Origin of the sequence: Streptomyces sp. NPDC006733, assembly GCF_040636125.1 — a bacterium.
Classification (GTDB): domain Bacteria; phylum Actinomycetota; class Actinomycetes; order Streptomycetales; family Streptomycetaceae; genus Actinacidiphila.
The window spans coordinates 19,738-38,198 of record NZ_JBEYJD010000018.1; the positions used below are offsets into that span (position 1 = coordinate 19,738).

The window sequence follows — 18,461 nt, forward strand, 5'->3', positions numbered from 1 at the left end:
CCGCTTCCTCGTCGTACCGAATAGCTGTGTATGCCTGTACGGGTCCAAGCCTGCCATGTCCCCGTCCCCCGCTCAGCCACCGGCCCCGCCGCCGCGCCCCCGGCAGGGGCTCCGACCGGCGGCCGGACGCCGGCGGCTAGGCGGTGGGGACGGAGAGTTGCTCGCACAGGCGGCGGGCGCTGGGGCCGATCACGGCGTCCCAGGCGCCGTCGGAGTCCAGCCAGCCGCGCACCAGCCGGGCGAAGCACGGCGAGGCGGCGGCCAGCTGCACCAGGCGCCGGTCGAAGTGCGACGCGCCTTCCGGGGTGCGCCCGAGGAGCAGGCCGAGGCGGTGCACGAGGTCGCGGGTGAGCAGCGGAGGACGGCGGGCGCAGCCGTCCGCGGCGGCGGCCAGCAGCGCGTCCAGCACGTCAAGGTCCCGTTCGTGCTCCAGCGCCACGTCGAGCAGCTCCTGGCGCATCGGCCGCGAGATGTGGCTGCCGGGGGCGGCGAGCACCGGGGCCAGCGCGCGCCGCACCTCCGGCGGGTGCTCCCGCAGCAACTCCACGACCAGCGGGAACAGCACCGCGCGGGCCGAGCCGCCCTGCTCCAGGCGCAGGTCGAGGAACTCGGCCGCGTGCACGGCGCCCTCCGGCCGCTGCCGCAGGTGGTCCCGGACGAGGCCGGCCGCGCGGCGGGCCAGCGCGGGGGTGCTCACCGCCGTCAGCTCGCGCAGCACCTCGGCGGCGCCGGCACCCGGCTCCCGCAGCCGCGCCTGGAACGCGGCGAGCACCGGCTCCGGGTGCGAGGCGAGCGCGGCGGCGAGGGCGCCCGCCGGGAACTGCGGGTCGCCCGCGGCGAAGTGCGTGAGCGCGGCCGGCAGGTGCCGCGAGCGGGTCGCCGGGTCCCGGACGAGGAGGGCCAGCGCCGCTCCGTGCAGCGTGCAGTCCGCGGTGCGGGCGAGCATCGCGAGCGCCGCGTACCGCAGCAGCTCGCGGTCGGCGTCGGAGCGTACGCAGGGTGCGGCACGCAGCCCGTACGCGGCCGCGGCGACGTGCCGGGCGGGCCGCTCGTCGTGCGCCCAGCGGTCGACGGCGCGGCAGACCGCCGACGGTTCGTCCTCCGCGAGGGCCCCCAGCAGCTCGTCGGCCCCGGGGTGGGCGGCCGTGACCAGCGCCTCCATCAGATCGTCCACGGCATGGTGGCGGTGGGTGTGCAGCAGGGCCTGGACGGCGGCGGCCACGGTCGGGCGCGGGCCGTCGAGGGACCGGTCCGACTGCAGCGGGCGGTCGTCGCCGAACCAGCCGCAGACCACGGGCAGCACCTCGCGCGGCGCGGCACAGAACAGGTCGCCGACGGTCGTCAGGAACCGCTCGGGGGGACCGGAGGGGCCGTGCGGACCCGGGGCCTGCTGCGGGCTCTGCGCGTGCTGCCCGTTCTGCGAGCTGTGCGGGCTGTGCGGGGGCGGTCCGTCGGCGGGCAGCAGGAGGCGCAGCAGGTCCAGCCGGTCCTCCTGCGGCAGGGCCAACCGCCGCCAGAACCACGGGCCGAACTCCGCCAGCCCGCCGAGCCCCTGGGGACCGAACCCGCCCCGTTCGATCGAGCGCACGGTGATGCGCTCCGCGAGCAGCCGCAGCACGCCCCGGTACCGGCTTGCGTCCGGCACCCGCAGCAGGACCTCACCCAGCAGGTGCGCGGCCCACCACACCGCGTCCGCCCGCCGCGCCGCCTCCGGCGCGGGTACGGGCGCCGGCACCACCGGCGGGTTCGGCGGCCTCGGCGGGCAGGGGTCCCCGGTCCCTCCTTCAGGAGCCTCCTCCGCCACCGAGCTCCGCGGCGGCGGCACCGTCGTCCGTCCGGCGACGGGCCGCCGGTTCGGGACCGTGTCGGCATCGAGATCGGCGTAGCCATCGGCATCGGCGTCGGCATCGACCGGATCGGCGCCGCCGCCGAAGGCGCGGTCCATCAGGCGGTCCGTGAGGGACGGGCCCGGGGCCGTCGGGTCCGCCGGTGTCCCGGGCGGGGACGGGGACGGCGACGGGGCCGGGTGCTCGTCCGGCTGCGGTGCGGGGGCGGGGGGCGCGGCGGCCCGCACCGGCGGCGCCGGGGGCGCCAGGCGGCTCGGCTCCGCGGCCTGCTGGTCGAGGGCGTGGACCAGCGTCTCCAGGTGCCGGGTGAGGACGTCAGGGCCGGACTGGCGGGTGGCGAGCAGCAGCGACTGGATGACGGGGCCGATGCGGTGCCGGGGCACCGGGAGGGCGTGCGGGGCGGCGGCCGGGCCGACCGGCGGGGCGGGCGGGACGGTCTGCCCGGGGGCGTGCCCGGCGCGGGCGCCCGGGCGCGACGGCAGCCGCACGGGGGCCTCGGCCGCGCCCGCCGGGGCGGCGAACCACCGGTGGACGAGGGCGAACAGCGCCTCGTCCAGGTCCAGGTGCAGTCCTTGCAGCCAGTCGGCGAACTCCTCGTGCGCGAAGCGGTAGCCGGACCCCGCCGGGACGAGGAGGCCCTCGGTGAGGACCGCGGAGGCCCATCCGGTACGCCAGGGGAAGAGGTCCTCGAAGGACTCGCGGTCCAGCTCGCCCTGCCCCGGCCCCAGGCAGCGGCGCGCCGCCTCGTGCACCTGCCCGGCCACCCGGGCGGCCAGCCGCCGGACGGCGGTCCCCCGGGCGGGGCTGTCGGCGCCCGCGGTCAGCCGGACGGCGATCCGCAGGCACACCAGGTCCAGATAGCCGGAGAAGATCTCCGTCCGGTCCGGCACGGCCGCTCCCGTACCGGGCGCGCCCGGCGCCTCGGCCTCCGGGAAGGCGGCGCGGATCTCGGCGAACAGCCGCAGGGCCAGCGGATGGGCGGCGTCGGCGTCGGCCAGCGCCCCGGGCGCGATGCCGTACCGGGTCCTGGCGCGGACGGCCTGCCGCTCCGGGAGGTCGCCGAGGCGGACGCAGGACGGCAGCGCGCGGGCCGGGGCGCCCGGCGGTACGGCCGGCGCCGCCTCGGGCGCGTGCAGCATCCCCGCGGGGAACAGGGCGCCGGCCTGCTCCCAGTACTCGGGGCGGCACGCCACGACCAGCCGGACGCCGCAGGCCCGCAGCCAACTCGCGGTACCGGCCGTCCAGTCGGGCAGCGCGTGCGCCAGCACGGGCGGCATCTCCTCGGGGCCGTCGAGCAGGACGACCAGCGGGCGGCCCGCGGAGCGCGCCAGGTCCGCGACCGCGTCCGGGGAGGCGACGGGCGCCTCCCCGCGGCCGTCGCCCGTCGCGGCCGAGACGATCCGCGCGGCGGTGCGCAGCGAGCGCTCCACCGCGTCCTTCAACCCGCCGTCGCCCGGCCGCAGTTCGGCGCCGCGCAGCCACACCGTGGGGGCGGGCTCGGCGCCCCGGGCGCGGCGGGCGGCCAGGGCCGCCAGTTCGGTGGTGCGCCCGCAGCCGGGGTCGGCGACCAGGCCCAGCACGAGCGGTCCGCGGTCCCCTCCCCCGTCGAGGAAGGCGCGCAGCTCGTCCTCCGTCTCCGGCCGGGCGACCGGCTCGCGCCATTCGCGCGGCACGGCCGCGGAGCCGACCGACGTGGCCGTCAGCTGCAGCGCTCCGGCGAGGTTCAGGTGCGGCCCGTAGGCGGGCACGGTGGCGGCGTTGCGGGCGAGCAGCTCGGCCAGCGGCCCCCGTTCGGCCCGCAGCGGGACGGCGAAGCCTGCGGCGCGGTGCCCGGCGTGCAGCGCGGTGGCGATGACGGCGAGCACCGCGCCGGTCTCGGCGTCGATCACGGGGCTGCCGGACGCCTGCGGGTGGACCCGCAGCACGTCCGGGGCGTCGAGGGCCAGTTCGTAGACCTCGTCCAGGAGGTGGAAGCGGTCGGTCGCGGTGTAGGTCACGGCGGCGGTGCCGACGACCACGGCGTCCGTCCAGCCGCCGGCGCGCAGCCGCACCCGGTGCTCCCGGTGCGCGGGTCCGGTGGCGGCGACCGGCAGCGGCCGCAGGGTGAGGCCTTCGGTGGCGACGAGCGCGAGTCCCAGTTCGGGCAGCGGCGTCACGGCGTCAGCGGCGACCAGGCAGACCTGGTCGCCGGGAGCGTGCAGCACCAGCCGGGCGAGGCCGTCGACCGCCTCGTGGCTCGTCAGGAGGGTGCCGCCGAGGTCCGCGAGGAACCCCGTGCCGCGCGGCCGTCCGGCCAGATCACACACGCGCACCAACGCGTCGTCACCGTCGCAGGGCCGCACCGCCATTCGCGTACCTCTCCGCTGGTCAACCGCCTTCCACGGTATGCCCACGATGATCGTCCGCTACGGGTCCGGCACCCAATGCGCCCCCGTACACCCCCGCGATTCACTCCGAGCGCCCGCCCATTGGGGTGAATTCGGGGTGCGGGGCGGATAGGTATACAGGGAGGAGGGGGATTGTGGAGCGGCCGTCCGCGCGGGGACGCGGACGCCCGCTCCACGATGACGGGAGCGGGCGTGGCGGGACGTGCCGGGGAGGTGCGTCAGACGAGGACGGCGAGGATCTTCGCCTGGCCCTCGCGGTCCTCGACCAGGGCCAGGAAGCGGCCGTCGGGGTCGAAGGCGGCGTGGGCGCCGGGGCCCATACCCGCGGACTTGATGCGCACGCCGTTGACGAGCAGGCGCGCCTGGTCCGCGTCCACGTCCCAGCGGGGGAACGCGGCGGCAGCGGCGTCACCGATCGGCAGGACCTGGAAGGCCTCCGCGCCGTCGGCCTGGTACGTCGCCTCCAGCTCGTCCACGGTGCGGGCGCCGCTGAGGTCGTACGGCCCGACCCGGGTCCGCCGCAGGGCGGTCAGGTGGCCGCCGGTGCCCAGGCCCGCGCCGAGATCGCGGGCCAGGGCCCGGATGTAGGTGCCGGAGGTGCACTCGACGGTGACGTCCAGGTCCAGGACGGCGGTGCCGTCCTCCGCCGTCGCGGTGCGGTGCTCGTGCAGCACGAACGCGGAGATCGTCACCGGCCGGGAGGCCAGCTCGAACTCCTCGCCCTCGCGCACCCGGGTGTACGACCGGACGCCGTTGACCTTGATCGCGCTGACCTTCGACGGCACCTGCAGGATGTCGCCGCTCAGCTCCGCGATCCCGGCCTGGACGGCCGCGAGTTCCACGCCGGCGGCGCCGGCGCTCTCGGTGACCTCGCCCTCGGCGTCGTCCGTCACGGTGCTCTGGCCGAGCCGGATCGTGGCGACGTACTCCTTGCGGGTGAGCGCGAGGTGGCCGAGGAGGCGGGTGGCCTTCTCGACGCCGATGACCAGCACGCCGGTCGCCATCGGGTCCAGCGTGCCCGCGTGGCCGACGCGCCGGGTGCCCGCGAAACGGCGGATGCGGGCGACCACGGCGTGCGAGGTGAGCCCGGCCGGCTTGTCGACGATCACCAGGCCGTCCGGGCCCTGCCCTTTGCGCTTCATGCGGTCGCGGAGCCCTTGCCGTCGTCGGCGGCGGGCGCTTCGTCCTCGTCGTCGTCGAGGTCCAGGTCGTCCTCGTCCTCGGCCGGCTTGCGGTACGGGTCCGCGTCGCCCGCGTACGAGGCGTCGGTGGCGGCCTTGCGCACCTGCTCGTCCGCGGCGCGGGCCCGGGCCAGCAGGTCGTCGATGGTCTTGGCGTTCTCCGGGAGGGCGTCCGCGACGAACGTCAGCGTCGGGGTGAAGCGCACCCCGAGCTGGCGACCGACCTCGGAGCGCAGGATGCCCTTGGCGCTCTCCAGGGCGGCGGCGGAGGCCGCGCGGTCCTCGTCGTCGCCGTAGACCGTGTAGAACACCGTCGCGTCCTGCAGGTCACCCGTGACCCGGGTGTCCGTGATCGTCACGTAACCGAGCCGCGGGTCCTTGATCCGCCGCTGCAGGGTTTCCGCGACCACGACCCGGATGCGGTCGGCCAGCTTGCGCGCCCGCGAGGTGTCGGTCACTTGTCCGTCTCCTTCTTCGTTACTGCTCTGGTCTTCCAGGCGCCGGCCGACCGCCGATCGGTCAGTCGTCGTCGCCGTGGATCCGCTGCCGTGCCGACAGCAGTTCCACCTCGGGCCGGGCGATCATCCATCGCTCGCACCGGTCGAGTACGTCCTTTATGTGCCCCAGATCCCCGGACACGACCGCGATGCCGATCTCGGCCCTGCGGTGAAGGTCCTGCTCGCCGGTCTCCGCCACGCTGACCGCGAACTTGCGGTGCAGCTCGGCGACGATCGGGCGGACGACGGACCTCTTCTCCTTCAGCGAATGTACGTCGCCGAGGAGGAGGTCGAAGGACAGCGTTCCTGCATACATGGGCGACAGGGCTAGCCGCCCTGGGGGGCCTCGTCGTGACGCCCCTGGTGACAGGGGCGATCCATGATGTGAACGGTACACGCAACGGCCGGGGCCGATCGACGGAATATCTCCGCCGACCGGCCCCGGTGAAATGCACTGCCCGTGCGCAGCACGGCCCACCAGGGGTGGTGGCCGGGCGGCGGGTGGGCGATCAGCCGCGCGGCTTCTCGCGCATCTCGTACGTCGCGATGACGTCGTCGACCTTGATGTCGTTGTAGCTGCCGAGGTTGATACCGCCCTCGTAGCCTTCGCGAATCTCGGTGACGTCGTCCTTGAACCGGCGCAGACCCTCGATGTTGAGGTTCTCCGCGATGACCTTGCCATCGCGCAGCAGTCGCGCCTTGGTGTTGCGCTTGACCTCGCCCGAGCGGATGAGGACACCGGCGATGTTGCCCAGCTTGGAGGAGCGGAAGACGTCGCGGATCTCGGCGGTGCCGAGCTCGACCTCCTCGTACTCCGGCTTGAGCATGCCCTTCAGGGCCGCCTCGATCTCATCGATGACCTGGTAGATCACCGAGTAGTACCGGACGTCGACACCCTCGCGCTCGGCCAACTGCGTGGCGCGGCCTTCGGCGCGCACGTTGAAGCCGATGACGATGGCGTCGGAACCCGATGCCAGGTTGATGTCCGACTCGGTGACCGCACCCACACCGCGGTGCAGGATGCGCAGGTCGACCTCGGCACCGACGTCCAGCTGCATGAGCGAGGACTCGAGCGCTTCGACCGAACCGGACGCGTCGCCCTTGATGATGAGGTTGAGCTGCTGCACCAGGCCGGCCTGCAGGGCCTCGTCCAGGTTCTCCAGGGAGAACCGGACACCCTTGCGGGCGAACGCCGCGTTCCGCTCACGGGCGGCACGCTTCTCGGCGATCTGCCGGGCCGTGCGGTCGTCGTCGACAACGAGGAAGTTGTCGCCGGCGCCAGGCACGTTGGTGAGGCCGAGCACCATGACCGGAGTCGAGGGGCCCGCTTCTTCCAGGTTGTTGCCACGGTCGTCGAGCATCGCGCGGACTCGGCCGTACGCGTCGCCGACCACCATGGTGTCGCCGATGCGCAGGGTGCCGCGCTGCACGAGCACGGTCGCCACGGCGCCGCGGCCGCGGTCGAGGTGGGCCTCGATCGCGATGCCCTGTGCGTCCTGCTCCGGGTTGGCCCGCAGGTCGAGCGAGGCGTCCGCGGTGAGGACCACGGCCTCCAGCAGGCTGTCGATGTGCAGGCCCTGCTTGGCGGAGATGTCGACGAACATGGTGTCGCCGCCGTACTCCTCGGCCACGAGGCCGAACTCGGTCAGCTGACCGCGCACCTTGACGGGGTCGGCGCCCTCGACGTCGATCTTGTTGACCGCGACCACGATCGGCACACCGGCCGCCTTGGCGTGGTTCAGCGCCTCGATCGTCTGCGGCATGACACCGTCGTTGGCCGCCACCACGAGGATCGCGATGTCGGTCGACTTGGCACCACGGGCACGCATGGCGGTGAACGCCTCGTGACCGGGGGTGTCAATGAAGGTGATCTTGCGGTCCTCGCCGTTGACCTCGGCCGCGACCTGGTAGGCACCGATGTGCTGGGTGATGCCACCGGCCTCGCCGGCCACGACGTTGGTCTTGCGGATCGCGTCGAGGAGGCGGGTCTTACCGTGGTCGACGTGACCCATGACGGTCACGACCGGCGGACGGGAGACGAGCTCTTCCTCGCCGCCCTCGTCCTCGCCGAACTCGATGTCGAAGGACTCGAGCAGCTCGCGGTCCTCCTCCTCCGGGCTGACGATCTCCAGGACGTAGTTCATCTCGTCGGCGAGCAGCTGCAGCGTCGCGTCGGGGACCGACTGCGTCGCCGTGACCATCTCGCCGAGGTTCAACATCACCTGGACGAGCGACGCCGGGTTGGCGTTGATCTTCTCGGCGAAGTCGGTGAGCGAGGAGCCGCGACGCAGGCGTACGGCGGCACCGTTGCCGCGGGGCAGCAGCACGCCGCCCACGGACGGGGCCTGCATGCTCTCGTACTCCTGGCGACGCTGGCGCTTCGACTTGCGCCCACGGGCCGGACGGCCGTTCGGGCCGCGGCCGAAGGCGCCCTGCGTGCCACCACGGGCGTTGGGGCCGCCGGGGCGACCGCCGAACCCACCGGGACGGGGGCCGAAGCCGCCGCCACCGCCGGGAGCACCGCCGGGACGCGGGCCGCCGAAGCCGCCGGGACGCGCACCGGGACCGGCCGGACGGCCGGCGAAGCCGCCGCCGCCACCACCGGGACGGGCACCGGGACCACCGCTGCCGCCACCGGGACGGGCACCGGGACCGCCACCGGGACGGGCGCCGGGACCGCCGGAGCGGCCGCCGGGACCACCGGACGGGGCGGGACGCTGCGGCATCATGCCCGGGTTCGGGCGCGGGCCCGCGCTCTGCGGGCGGGGCATGCCACCGGGAGCCGGACGACCGGGACCACCGGGAGCGCCACCGGGACGCGGGGTGCCGCCGGGACGCGGAGCGCCACCGGGACCGCCCGTGCCGGCGGGGCGAGCGGGACGCTCGCCGCCGGGGGCACCCTGGCCGCCACCGCCGGGACGCGGGGCGCCACCGGGGCGCTGCATCCCGGTGGAGCCACCGGAGGTGAAGGGGTTGTTGCCCGGACGGGGACCCGCCGGACGGGCGCCACCGGGACGGGGGGCGCCACCGGGCGCACCCTGGCCGGCCGGACGGGCCGGACGGTCGCCACGGGGGGCGGCGTCACGCTGACCGCCGTCACGGCGCTCTTCGCGCTGTGCCGGGGCCGGACGTGCCGGGCGGGGGCCGGGAGTGGCACCCGCCGGGCGCGGCGCGGCGGCCGGGGCCGCCGGGGCGGAGGCCGCCGGGGCCTGGGGCGCCTGCTGCGTCTGCTGGGCCGGAGCCGGGGCGGAGAACTCCGCGACCGGGACCGGAGCCGCCGGGGCGGGCTTGACCGGGGCCGGCTTCGGACCCGGACGGGGGCCGGCCGGCGTGGAGCCGGTGCCCGTGGCGGCCGGAGCCGCCGGGGTTACGGGGGCGTCCGCGGCCGGCTTGGGAGCCGGCGCAGCGGGACGGGCCGGCGCACCCGGGGTGGGGGCGCCAGGCTTGGCAGGCGTCGCCTTGCGGGGCGCGCCGGGCTTGGCAGCGGGCTTCGCGGCGTTTCCGCCACCGGGCCCCTGCAAAGCGTCAGTCAACTTGCGAACAACCGGCGCCTCGATCGTCGAGGACGCCGAACGTACGAATTCACCAAGTTCTTGGAGCTTGGCCATGACGACCTTGCTCTCAACTCCGAACTCCTTGGCGAGTTCGTATACCCGGACCTTAGCCACTTCGCTCCTTTTAGGTCCGGGGTGATCGTCCGCCGGACCGTCGCTACTTCATGCTCGTACTCATCGCGTACTCATCGAGTGGTGCTCATCGCAATCTCGACCTACTTCCGACTCGCGAGGTACCTGACCGCACGGATACCCGTGCCGTTCACTTACGGTGCCGCCACTTCGACGGGCTTGGTGTGCTGCTCGACGTACCGGCGGAGTTCCGCGGTGTCGAACGTCTCCTGGGTCCTGAAGGCCCTGGAGAAGGCCCGGCGGCGAACCGCCAGGTCAAAACAGACCAGGTCAGGGTGCAGGTGAGCACCCCGACCGGGCAGCGTACCGCGAAGATCGGGGACGCACGCGTCACCGCTCACCGCCACACGCAGCAGATCGTTCTTGGCCACCCGTTCCCGGCAACCCACACAGGTTCGCTCAGGGCACGCAAGGGAACGCGTCCGGCCAGACACTGCTAAGTCTACCTCCCCGCGCCGACCTCACCCCTTCGGGTTAATCGACACACGGTTGTTCGGTCAGTCGTGAGTTGACGTTCAGCCCTGCGGATCGTCCGTTTCGCCGGGCTTGGCGGCGTCCTCGGGCTCGACGTCGGGACGGATGTCGATCCGCCAGCCGGTCAGCCGGGCGGCGAGGCGGGCGTTCTGCCCCTCCTTGCCGATGGCGAGCGACAGCTGGTAGTCCGGCACGGTCACCCGGGCGGAACGGGCCGCCAGGTCGACGACCTCGACGCGGGAGACCCGGGCCGGCGACAGGGCGTTCGCCACCATGTCGGCCGGATCGTCCGACCAGTCCACGATATCGATCTTCTCACCCTGCAGCTCCGCCATGACCGCCCGCACGCGGGAGCCCATCGGGCCGATGCAGGCGCCCTTGGCGTTCAGCCCCGAGCGGGTGGAGCGCACCGCCATCTTCGTCCGGTGGCCGGCCTCGCGGGCGATCGCCTCGATGACGACCGAGCCGTCCGCGATCTCCGGGACCTCCATCTTGAACAGGGCGCGCACCAGGTTCGGGTGCGAGCGCGACAGCGTCACCGACGGGCCGCGCACGCCCTTGGCGACGCGGACGACGTAGGAGCGCAGCCGCACGCCGTGCTTGTAGTCCTCGCCCGGCACCTGCTCCTGCACCGGGAGGATGGCCTCCATCTTGCCGATGTCGACCAGCACGTTCTTGGCGTCCATGCCCTGCTGGACCACACCGGAGACGATGTCGCCCTCACGGCCGGCGTACTCGCCGAACGTGATGTCGTCCTCCGCGTCCCGCAGCCGCTGCAGGATGACCTGCTTCGCGGTGGAGGCCGCGATCCGGCCGAACCCGGAGGGGGTGTCGTCGAACTCGCGGGGCTCGGCGCCCTCGGCGACCTCGGACGGGTCCTCCTTCGCCCACACCGTGACGTGACCCGACGTCTTGTCGAGCTCCACCCGTGCGCGGCGGTGGCTGCCCGGCTCCCGGTGGTAGGCGATGAGGAGCGCCGACTCGATCGCCCCGACCAGCAGGTCGAACGAAATCTGCCTCTCCTGCACCAAACCCCGCAGGGCCTTCATGTCGATGTCCACGGCTACGCCTCCTCAATGCTCTCGTCGCTGTCGGTGTCGGCGTCGGCCGTATCCGCTGCGTCGACGTCGTCGTCCTTGTTCTTGCGGTTGAACTCGATCTCGACCCGGGCCTTCGCGATCTCCGCGAACTCCACCCGGCGCGGCTTGGGCTTGCGCCCCTTGACGCCCGGGACCTCCAGGTCGAGGCCCGTCTCGTCCAGCGTCATGATCCGCGCGATCAGTTCCTCGTGGTTGTTCAGGGTCAGCTTGACCAGCCGGCCCTCGTTGCGGCGGAAGTGCCGCGGCGTGGTCAGCGGCCGGTCGGTGCCCGGGGAGCTGACCTCCAGGACGTACTCGCCCTGGCCCATCGCGTCCGTGTCGTCGAGCACCTGGGCGATCTCGCGGCTCAGCTCGGCGACCGCGTCGAGGTGCACACCGTCGTCGGAGTCCACCACGACCATCAGCTGGCGCCGGCTGCCCGCGGAGGTCACGGTGACCTCTTCCAGATCCAGACCCGTCTTGGCGACGAGCGGCTCCAGCAATCCGCGCAGCCTCTCGCTCTGGGTGGTGCTCATCCCGGGTGACTCCTCGGCCGCGTGTGCTGTTGTATGGAAGGTCGCGTGTCGCCCCAAAGCCTATCTGTTCCGGCACCGGAACGACGATTCGGCGTGCGCCGCCCCCGGTGCCCGGACCGTGCCCGGCGCCGGGGCGGGCACGGGACGGAACGCCCGGTCCGGCCGGTACGCTCAGGTCGGTGATCAGGGGAGGGGGCGCGGTGACTGGCAGAGCGACGCCGGGCAGACGAACGGTACTGGCCTCGGCCGCGGGAGTGCCGCTGGCGGTCGGCGCGGGCGGGCTGGCGACGCTGGCCGGGCTCGCCACCGGCTGTTCGGGCGGGACCCCGGCCGCGGCGGACACCGCGCACCCCACTCCCCCGGCCGTACCGGGTGCGGCGCTGCGGGCGCGCGCCGCCGCGGACAGCACCGCGCTCCTCGCGCGCTACGACGGCCTCATCGCGTCCCGCCCGGAGCTGACCGCGCGGCTGGCGCCGCTGCGGGCCGAAGTCGCCCGGCACGCCCAGGCGTTCGGCGCCCCGGCGCCGAAGCCCGCCCCGGCCGGCACGACCGTCACCACCGTCCCGCCCACCCTCGGCACCCTCGCCGACGCCGAGCGCCGGCTAGCGGACGCCCGCGCGACCGCGCTGCTCGACGCGCCGCCGGAGCTGGCGCGGCTGCTGGCCTCGGTGGCCGCCGCCGGGGCCGCGCACGTGCTCCTGCTGACGGGGAAGGGCTGAGCAGATGGCGCAGCAGACGCTGGACGCGCTCCAGGCCGCGCTCGCGGCGGAACACGCCGCCGTGTACGCCTACGGGGTGATAGGCGCGCGGGTCGCGAAGCCGCGCACCGCCGACGCCCGCGCCGCCCACACCTCGCACCGCGCGCGCCGCGACGCGCTGAGCCGCACCGTGCGGGACCTGGGCGCGGAGCCGGTGCCGGCCGACGCCGGGTACGCGCTGCCGTTCCCGGTGACCGACAGCGCCGCGGCCGTGCGGCTGGCCGCCGTGATCGAGGACCGGGTCGCCGGCGTCTACGGTGATCTGGTCCGCGCGGCCACCGGGCAGGCCCGCCGGGACGCGGCGGGAGCCCTGCGCGAGGCGGCGGTGCGTGCCGTGCGGTGGCGCGGCGGCAGCGTAGCCTTCCCCGGGTTGGCCGAGCGGAGCGCACCCTGACAGCCGCCCCGTAAAGGGCCGCGCGTGGGCTGTACGGCCCGGCAGAACGGGAAGGCATCTCCGTGCGGGGAGGCTCGCCCGCGAAAGATCCACGGAGGGACAGCACGACCATGGCTTCAGCACCGCAGCCCGGCGGCCCCGGCACCGTTCCGCTGGATCCGCCCGACCGGCTGGTCCACACGATCGGCACCTGGGAGGGCGACGCGGGCCGGAAGTGGCTCGCGGAGCTGCCGGACCGGGTGGCCGGAACGCTGGAGCGGTGGGAGCTGCGGCCGGAGCGGGTTTTCACCCCCGGCGGCCGGATCAGCATGATCGTGCTGGTCAGGACGGCGGACGACACCCCCGCCGTGCTGAAGCTGGGCCTGGTCACCGCCGAGACGGAACACGAGCACGCCGCGCTGGCCCACTGGGACGGCCGCGGCGCGGTCCGGCTGCTGCGCGCGGAGCCCGCGCAGGGCGCGATGCTGCTGGAGCGGGCGCAGGGCGAAGTGTCGCTGCGCTCCCTGCCGGAGCCCAAGGCGATGCTCGAGGCGACGGCGACCCTGCAGCGGCTGTGGGTGGCGCCGGCCGACGGCCATCCGTTCACCTCGGTCGCCGACCACACCGCCGGTCTCGCCGACCGGCTGCGGGAGCTCGGTGAGGAGCCCTGGGCGGCGGAGGTGCGCCCGCTGGTCGACGAGGCGCTGGCGCTGCGCGAGCAGCTGCTGGCCACGGCGGTGGAGGACGTGCTGCTGCACGGCGACTACCAGCATGGCAACGTGCTGGCCGCCGAGCGCAGCCCGTGGCTGGCCATCGACCCCAAGCCGCTGGTCGGCGACCGGGCGTACGACCTGGCCTGGCTGGTCAGGGACCGGTTGGAGACGCTGGCCGCCGCTCCCGGGCCGCAGGCCGCCGCCCGCCGCCGGGTCGCGAAGCTCGCCGCCGCGCTCGACGTGGACCCGGAGCGGCTGCGCGGCTGGAGCTGCTTCCGGGCGGTCGACGCGGGCGTCAGGTCGCTGTCGGCAGGCGACCGCCAGACCGGCGAACTCCTGCTGGAGTTCGCCGGCTGGCTGTAGCCCGCACCGGCCGGCCGGGCCGCGTCAGCCGGTCAGCCGGGCCAGCGCCTCGTCGACCGTCAGCTCGACCCGCTCGCCCGACCGGCGGTCCTTCAGCTCCACGACGCCCTCGGCGGCGCGGCGCCCGACGACGAGGATCTGCGGCACGCCGATGAGCTCCGCGTCGGTGAACTTCACGCCGGGCGACACCCCGGCCCGGTCGTCGAGCAGCACCCGCACGCCCGCCGCGTGCAGCTTCTCCGCGACGTCGAGCGCCAGCTCGGTCTGCAGGGCCTTGCCCGCCGCGACGAGGTGCACGTCGGCGGGGGCCACCTCCCGGGGCCAGCACAGGCCCTGGTCGTCGGCGGTCTGCTCGGCGAGGGCGGCGACCGCGCGGGAGACGCCGATGCCGTAGGAGCCCATGGTCACCCGCACCGGCTTGCCCTGCTGCCCGAGCACGTCGAGCTGGAAGGCGTCGGCGTACTTGCGGCCGAGCTGGAAGATGTGACCGATCTCGATCGCCCGGTCCAGCCGCAGCCCCGCCCCGCAGCGCGGGCAGGGGTCGCCGGGCCGCACGGTGACGACGTCGAGGTAGCGGTCGACCTCGAAGTCGCGGCCGCAGACGACGTTGCGCGCGTGCTTGCCCGGGGCGTTGGCGCCGGTGATCCAGGCGGTGCCCCGGGCGATGCGCGGGTCGGCGAGGTACTCGATGCCGTGCAGGCCCTGCGGGCCCACGTAGCCGCGGACCAGCTCGGGGCGGCCCTCGAAGTCCTCGGCCGTGACCAGTTCGACGACGGCCGGGGCGAGGTGCTCGCCGAGCTTGCCGAGGTCGACCTCGCGGTCACCGGGGACGCCGACCGCGGTGATCTTGCCGTCGACCTTCACCAGCAGGTTCTTCAGCGTCGCGGACGCCGGGACGCCCAGGTGCGCGGCGAGCGTCTCGATGGTCGGGGTGTCGGGGGTGTCCAGCTCCTCGACGGGGCCGTGCTCCGCGCCCTCGACGGGCGGCACGACCGTGGTGACGGCCTCGGTGTTCGCCGCGTACTCGCAGGCCGGGCAGTCCACGAAGGTGTCCTCGCCGGCCTCGGCGGGGGCGAGGAACTCCTCGGAGGCGGAGCCGCCCATCGCGCCGGAGACCGCCGAGACGATCCGGTAGTCGAAGCCGAGCCGGGTGAAGATCCGGATATACGCGTCGCGGTGCGCCCGGTACGCCTCGGCCAGCCCCTCGTCCGTGGTGTCGAAGGAGTACGAGTCCTTCATCTGGAACTCGCGGCCGCGCAGCACGCCGGAGCGCGGGCGGGCCTCGTCCCGGTACTTCGTCTGGATCTGGTAGAGGATCACCGGCAGGTCCTTGTAGGACGTGCACTGGTCCTTCACCACCTGGGTGAAGATCTCCTCGTGGGTCGGGCCGAGGACGTAGTCCGCGCCCTTGCGGTCCTTGAGCTGGAAGAGCAGGTCGCCGTACTCGCCCGCGCGGCCGGTCGTCTCGTAGTGCTCGCGCGGCAGCAGGGCCGGCAGCAGCACCTCCTGGCCGCCGATGGCGTCCATCTCCTCGCGGACGACGCGGGAGACGTTCTCCAGGACCCGCTTGCCGAGCGGCAGCCAGATCCAGACGCCGGCCGAGGAGCGGCGGACGAAGCCGGCGCGGACCAGCAGCTTGTGGCTGGCGGTCTCGGCGTCGGCCGGGTCGTCGCGCAGCGTCTTGAGCATCAGACGGGACATGCGCAGGACCATGGTGGCTCTCCAAGGGGGCTTGACGGGGATTCCCGCGAGGATATCCAGCCCGCCCGCCGGCACGGAAACGCGTTACGCGGCGCCCCGGGGCCGGTCGGGCCGGCGCAGCGGCAGGGGCGCGCCCATCACCGCGTACGGGCTCGTCGCGCTGGGGAAGTGCACGGGGCGGGCCAGGTCCTGGTAGCCCAGCGCCCGGTAGAGGTGGCGGGCGGGGCTCTCCACGTCGATCGCGGAGAGGATGCTGCGCGGCTCGGCGGCCGTGTCGGTGATGGTGGTGATCAGCTGCCGTCCGATGCCCAGGCCCTGGAAGGCGGGCAGCACGTGCAGCTCTGTGATGACGAAGGAGCCGTCGAGCCACTGCTCGGTGCCGCGTTGGCGCATGTACGGCTGGACGACGGTGGACCACCAGTGCGCCCGGTCGTTGGGCATGCCGTAGACGAAGCCGACGAGCCGCCCGTCCTCGGTGGTGGCGCCCAGCGAGCGGGCGCCGGGGCAGGCGAGGTGGCGCAGCACGATCTGGCGGCGGATGGCGATCTCGTCGGCGTCGAGACCGAAGGCGAGGGCCTGTACGGCGAGGGCTTCGTCGACCCGTTCCCCGAGGTCGAGACGGCCGACCGCGACAGCTTCCATGGGACGCGACATTACGTCAGAACAGCACGCTCATGAAGGCTCCGACCTCGGTGAATCCCACCCTGCGGTAGGAAGCGCGGGCGGGTGCGTTGAAGTCGTTGACGTACAGGCTCGCGACCGGGGCCACGTCCCGCAGCGCGTAGTGCAGCACCGCGGCCATCCCGGCCTCCGACAGGCCCTGCCCGCGGTACTCCGGGGCCACCCAGACGCCCTGGATCTGGCAGGCGTGCCGGGTGACGGCGCCGATCTCGGCCTTGAAGACCACCCGGCCGTTCTCGATGCGGGCGAACGACCGGCCGGCGGTGACCAGCTCCGCGACCCGGGCCTGGTAGAGCAGCCCGCCGTCCCCCGCGAGCGGGGAGACGCCGACCTCCTCGGTGAACATCGACACGCACGCGGGCATGATCACGTCCATCTCGTCGCGCCGGACGCGGCGGACGAGGGGGTCGGGCGCGATGCCGGCGGGCAGCGCCCGGGTGGTCATCAGGGGCTGCCGGCCGCGGATCTCCCGGGCGGGGCCCCAGCTGGGTTCGAGCAGCGACCACAGCTCGGTGGTGGGCTCGGCGGGACCGACGATCGACGAGCAGCGGCGGCCCGCCCGGCGGGCCCGCTCGGCGAAGGCGCGGACGGCCTCGGGCCCCGCGCAGATGGGCACCAGGTTGGCGCCGGCGTAGCACAGGGAGGTGAGCCGGCCGCCGGAGTACCAGCCCCACATCTCGCCGCCGAGGCGCCAGGGGTCCAGGCCCGCGACGTTGACGCGGGAGGCGACGAACGCGTTGGACACGGGGTCGCGGTCGAGCACTTCGAGGGCGGCGTCGAGTTCGCCGGCCTCCAGGACCTTCGCGGTCGTCGTCGTCAACACGTGTGCGCCTCACCTACAGGCCGCGGGGGGCGGGGGCACCCCCGGCCGCGCGGCCGGGGGGAGATCTTCGCACTTTACCCCGCGGCGGCCGGTTTCGCGGAGGTGGCCTCCGGCCCTTTCCCCGCTCAGCTCACGTTGACCTGGGGTTCGCCGGACGCGATGCCGTCCGCCTCCATCTGCTCGGCGATCTTCATCGCCTCCTCGATGAGGGTCTCCACGATCTTGGACTCGGGGACGGTCTTGATGACCTCGCCCTTGACGAAGATCTGGCCCTTGCCGTTGCCGGACGCGACACCGAGGTCGGCCTCGCGGGCCTCGCCGGGGCCGTTGACGACGCAGCCCATGACGGCGACGCGGAGCGGGACCTCCATGCCCTCCAGGCCCGCGGAGACCTGGTCGGCGAGCTTGTAGACGTCGACCTGGGCGCGGCCGCAGGACGGGCAGGAGACGATCTCCAGGCGGCGCTGCTTGAGGTTCAGCGACTCGAGGATCTGCAGGCCGACCTTGATCTCCTCGACCGGCGGCGCCGAGAGCGAGACGCGGATCGTGTCGCCGATCCCCTCGGAGAGCAGCGCGCCGAACGCGACGGCGGACTTGATGGTGCCCTGGAACGCCGGTCCGGCCTCGGTCACGCCGAGGTGGAGCGGGTAGTCGCACTTGCTCGCGAGCAGCCGGTAGGCGTTGACCATGACGACCGGGTCGTTGTGCTTGACCGAGATCTTGATGTCCCGGAAGCCGTGCTCCTCGAACAGCGAGCACTCCCACAGCGCGGACTCGACCAGCGCCTCGGGGGTGGCCTTGCCGTACTTCTCCATCAGCCGGCGGTCCAGCGAGCCCGCGTTGACGCCGATCCGGATCGGGGTGCCGACCGAGGCCGCCGCCTTCGCGATCTCCTTGACCTTGTCGTCGAACTGCTTGATGTTGCCGGGGTTGACGCGGACGGCCGCGCAGCCCGCGTCCAGGGCCGCGAAGACGTACTTCGGCTGGAAGTGGATGTCCGCGATCACCGGGATCTGCGACTTCTTGGCGATGGTGGCCAGCGCGTCCGCGTCGTCCTGCGTCGGGCAGGCCACCCGCACGATCTGGCAGCCCGAAGCCGTCAGCTCGGCGATCTGCTGGAGCGTCGCCCCGATGTCGGCCGTCACCGTCGTCGTCATCGACTGGACCGAAACCGGCGCGTCGCCGCCCACCGCGACCGACCCGACCTGGATCTGGCGGCTCTTGCGGCGTTCGGCGAGCTTGATCGGAACGTCGGGCATTCCGAGCGAAATCGCGGTCATGTTCTTGGCATCCCCAAGGCTGTGGAACAAGGTCCCGGCGTGGGCGGGCTCCGGACACCGAGGTTACGGCACCCCGCCCACG

General features: G+C 74.1%; 15 protein-coding genes. 3 read left to right on the forward strand and 12 right to left on the reverse strand.

The features are described from left to right. Nucleotides 1–136 precede the first annotated feature (136 nt). The 8 genes from ABZ721_RS17645 to rimP form a co-directional block, all read right to left on the reverse strand. Nucleotides 137–4,195, reverse strand: a complete 4,059-nt coding sequence (locus tag ABZ721_RS17645) for a serine protease (RefSeq protein ID WP_358789522.1) — start codon at nucleotides 4,193–4,195, stop codon at nucleotides 137–139. A gap of 257 nt (nucleotides 4,196–4,452) precedes the next feature. Beyond that, nucleotides 4,453–5,376: a tRNA pseudouridine(55) synthase TruB gene (gene truB, locus ABZ721_RS17650; RefSeq protein WP_358789523.1), complete on the reverse strand. Its 924-nt coding sequence runs from the start codon at nucleotides 5,374–5,376 to the stop codon at nucleotides 4,453–4,455. Beyond that, nucleotides 5,373–5,873: a 30S ribosome-binding factor RbfA gene (rbfA, locus tag ABZ721_RS17655; RefSeq protein WP_358789524.1), complete on the reverse strand. Its 501-nt coding sequence runs from the start codon at nucleotides 5,871–5,873 to the stop codon at nucleotides 5,373–5,375. Before rbfA ends, truB begins: the two co-directional genes overlap by 4 nt. A gap of 61 nt (nucleotides 5,874–5,934) precedes the next feature. Beyond that, complete coding sequence (locus ABZ721_RS17660; protein ID WP_358789525.1) at nucleotides 5,935–6,228, reverse strand: DUF503 domain-containing protein; 294 nt, start codon at nucleotides 6,226–6,228, stop codon at nucleotides 5,935–5,937. Nucleotides 6,229–6,421: 193 nt separating this feature from the next. Further along, complete coding sequence (gene infB / locus ABZ721_RS17665; protein ID WP_358789526.1) at nucleotides 6,422–9,580, reverse strand: translation initiation factor IF-2; 3,159 nt, start codon at nucleotides 9,578–9,580, stop codon at nucleotides 6,422–6,424. 152 nt (nucleotides 9,581–9,732) lie between these two features. Further along, nucleotides 9,733–10,032: a YlxR family protein gene (locus ABZ721_RS17670; RefSeq protein WP_358789527.1), complete on the reverse strand. Its 300-nt coding sequence runs from the start codon at nucleotides 10,030–10,032 to the stop codon at nucleotides 9,733–9,735. An 81-nt stretch (nucleotides 10,033–10,113) separates the two neighbouring features. Next, nucleotides 10,114–11,133, reverse strand: a complete 1,020-nt coding sequence (nusA, locus tag ABZ721_RS17675; protein WP_358789528.1) for a transcription termination factor NusA — start codon at nucleotides 11,131–11,133, stop codon at nucleotides 10,114–10,116. Nucleotides 11,134–11,135: 2 nt separating this feature from the next. Further along, a complete protein-coding gene (rimP, locus tag ABZ721_RS17680; protein ID WP_358789529.1) occupies nucleotides 11,136–11,687 on the reverse strand; it encodes a ribosome maturation factor RimP in 552 nt (183 codons plus the stop codon). Nucleotides 11,688–11,887: 200 nt separating this feature from the next. On the opposite strand from rimP, the gene ABZ721_RS17685 reads away from it, so the two are divergent. The 3 genes from ABZ721_RS17685 (at nucleotide 11,888) to ABZ721_RS17695 (ending at nucleotide 13,894) form a co-directional block, all read left to right on the forward strand. Continuing rightward, nucleotides 11,888–12,406: a hypothetical protein gene (locus tag ABZ721_RS17685; RefSeq protein ID WP_358789530.1), complete on the forward strand. Its 519-nt coding sequence runs from the start codon at nucleotides 11,888–11,890 to the stop codon at nucleotides 12,404–12,406. A gap of 4 nt (nucleotides 12,407–12,410) precedes the next feature. Then, on the forward strand, nucleotides 12,411–12,839 hold the full coding sequence (locus ABZ721_RS17690; RefSeq protein ID WP_358789531.1) for a ferritin-like domain-containing protein: 429 nt from the start codon (nucleotides 12,411–12,413) through the stop codon (nucleotides 12,837–12,839). A 110-nt stretch (nucleotides 12,840–12,949) separates the two neighbouring features. After that, nucleotides 12,950–13,894, forward strand: coding sequence for an aminoglycoside phosphotransferase family protein (locus ABZ721_RS17695; RefSeq protein WP_358789532.1), 945 nt, complete (start codon nucleotides 12,950–12,952; stop codon nucleotides 13,892–13,894). Nucleotides 13,895–13,918: 24 nt separating this feature from the next. On the opposite strand, the gene ABZ721_RS17700 is transcribed toward ABZ721_RS17695, so the two are convergent. The 4 genes from ABZ721_RS17700 to ispG form a co-directional block, all read right to left on the reverse strand. Beyond that, a complete protein-coding gene (locus ABZ721_RS17700; protein ID WP_358789533.1) occupies nucleotides 13,919–15,607 on the reverse strand; it encodes a proline--tRNA ligase in 1,689 nt (562 codons plus the stop codon). 72 nt (nucleotides 15,608–15,679) lie between these two features. After that, a complete protein-coding gene (locus tag ABZ721_RS17705; RefSeq protein ID WP_358789534.1) occupies nucleotides 15,680–16,237 on the reverse strand; it encodes a GNAT family N-acetyltransferase in 558 nt (185 codons plus the stop codon). Between the two features lie 16 nt (nucleotides 16,238–16,253). Then, on the reverse strand, nucleotides 16,254–17,099 hold the full coding sequence (locus ABZ721_RS17710; RefSeq protein WP_358789535.1) for a GNAT family N-acetyltransferase: 846 nt from the start codon (nucleotides 17,097–17,099) through the stop codon (nucleotides 16,254–16,256). Nucleotides 17,100–17,224: 125 nt separating this feature from the next. Further along, entirely contained in the window at nucleotides 17,225–18,379 is a 1,155-nt protein-coding gene (gene ispG, locus ABZ721_RS17715; protein WP_358789536.1) for a flavodoxin-dependent (E)-4-hydroxy-3-methylbut-2-enyl-diphosphate synthase, read from the reverse strand. Between the last annotated feature and the right edge of the window lie 82 nt (nucleotides 18,380–18,461).

Coding starts and splice junctions, on each gene's coding strand:
- ABZ721_RS17645 (WP_358789522.1), bottom strand. CDS start 4,195: ATGGCGGTGCGGCCCTGCGACGGTGACGACGCGTTGGTGCGCGTGTGT.
- truB (WP_358789523.1), bottom strand. CDS start 5,376: ATGAAGCGCAAAGGGCAGGGCCCGGACGGCCTGGTGATCGTCGACAAG.
- ABZ721_RS17660 (WP_358789525.1), bottom strand. CDS start 6,228: ATGTATGCAGGAACGCTGTCCTTCGACCTCCTCCTCGGCGACGTACAT.
- rimP (WP_358789529.1), bottom strand. CDS start 11,687: ATGAGCACCACCCAGAGCGAGAGGCTGCGCGGATTGCTGGAGCCGCTC.
- ABZ721_RS17690 (WP_358789531.1), top strand. CDS start 12,411: ATGGCGCAGCAGACGCTGGACGCGCTCCAGGCCGCGCTCGCGGCGGAA.
- ABZ721_RS17695 (WP_358789532.1), top strand. CDS start 12,950: ATGGCTTCAGCACCGCAGCCCGGCGGCCCCGGCACCGTTCCGCTGGAT.
- ABZ721_RS17700 (WP_358789533.1), bottom strand. CDS start 15,607: ATGGTCCTGCGCATGTCCCGTCTGATGCTCAAGACGCTGCGCGACGAC.
- ABZ721_RS17705 (WP_358789534.1), bottom strand. CDS start 16,237: ATGGAAGCTGTCGCGGTCGGCCGTCTCGACCTCGGGGAACGGGTCGAC.
- ispG (WP_358789536.1), bottom strand. CDS start 18,379: ATGACCGCGATTTCGCTCGGAATGCCCGACGTTCCGATCAAGCTCGCC.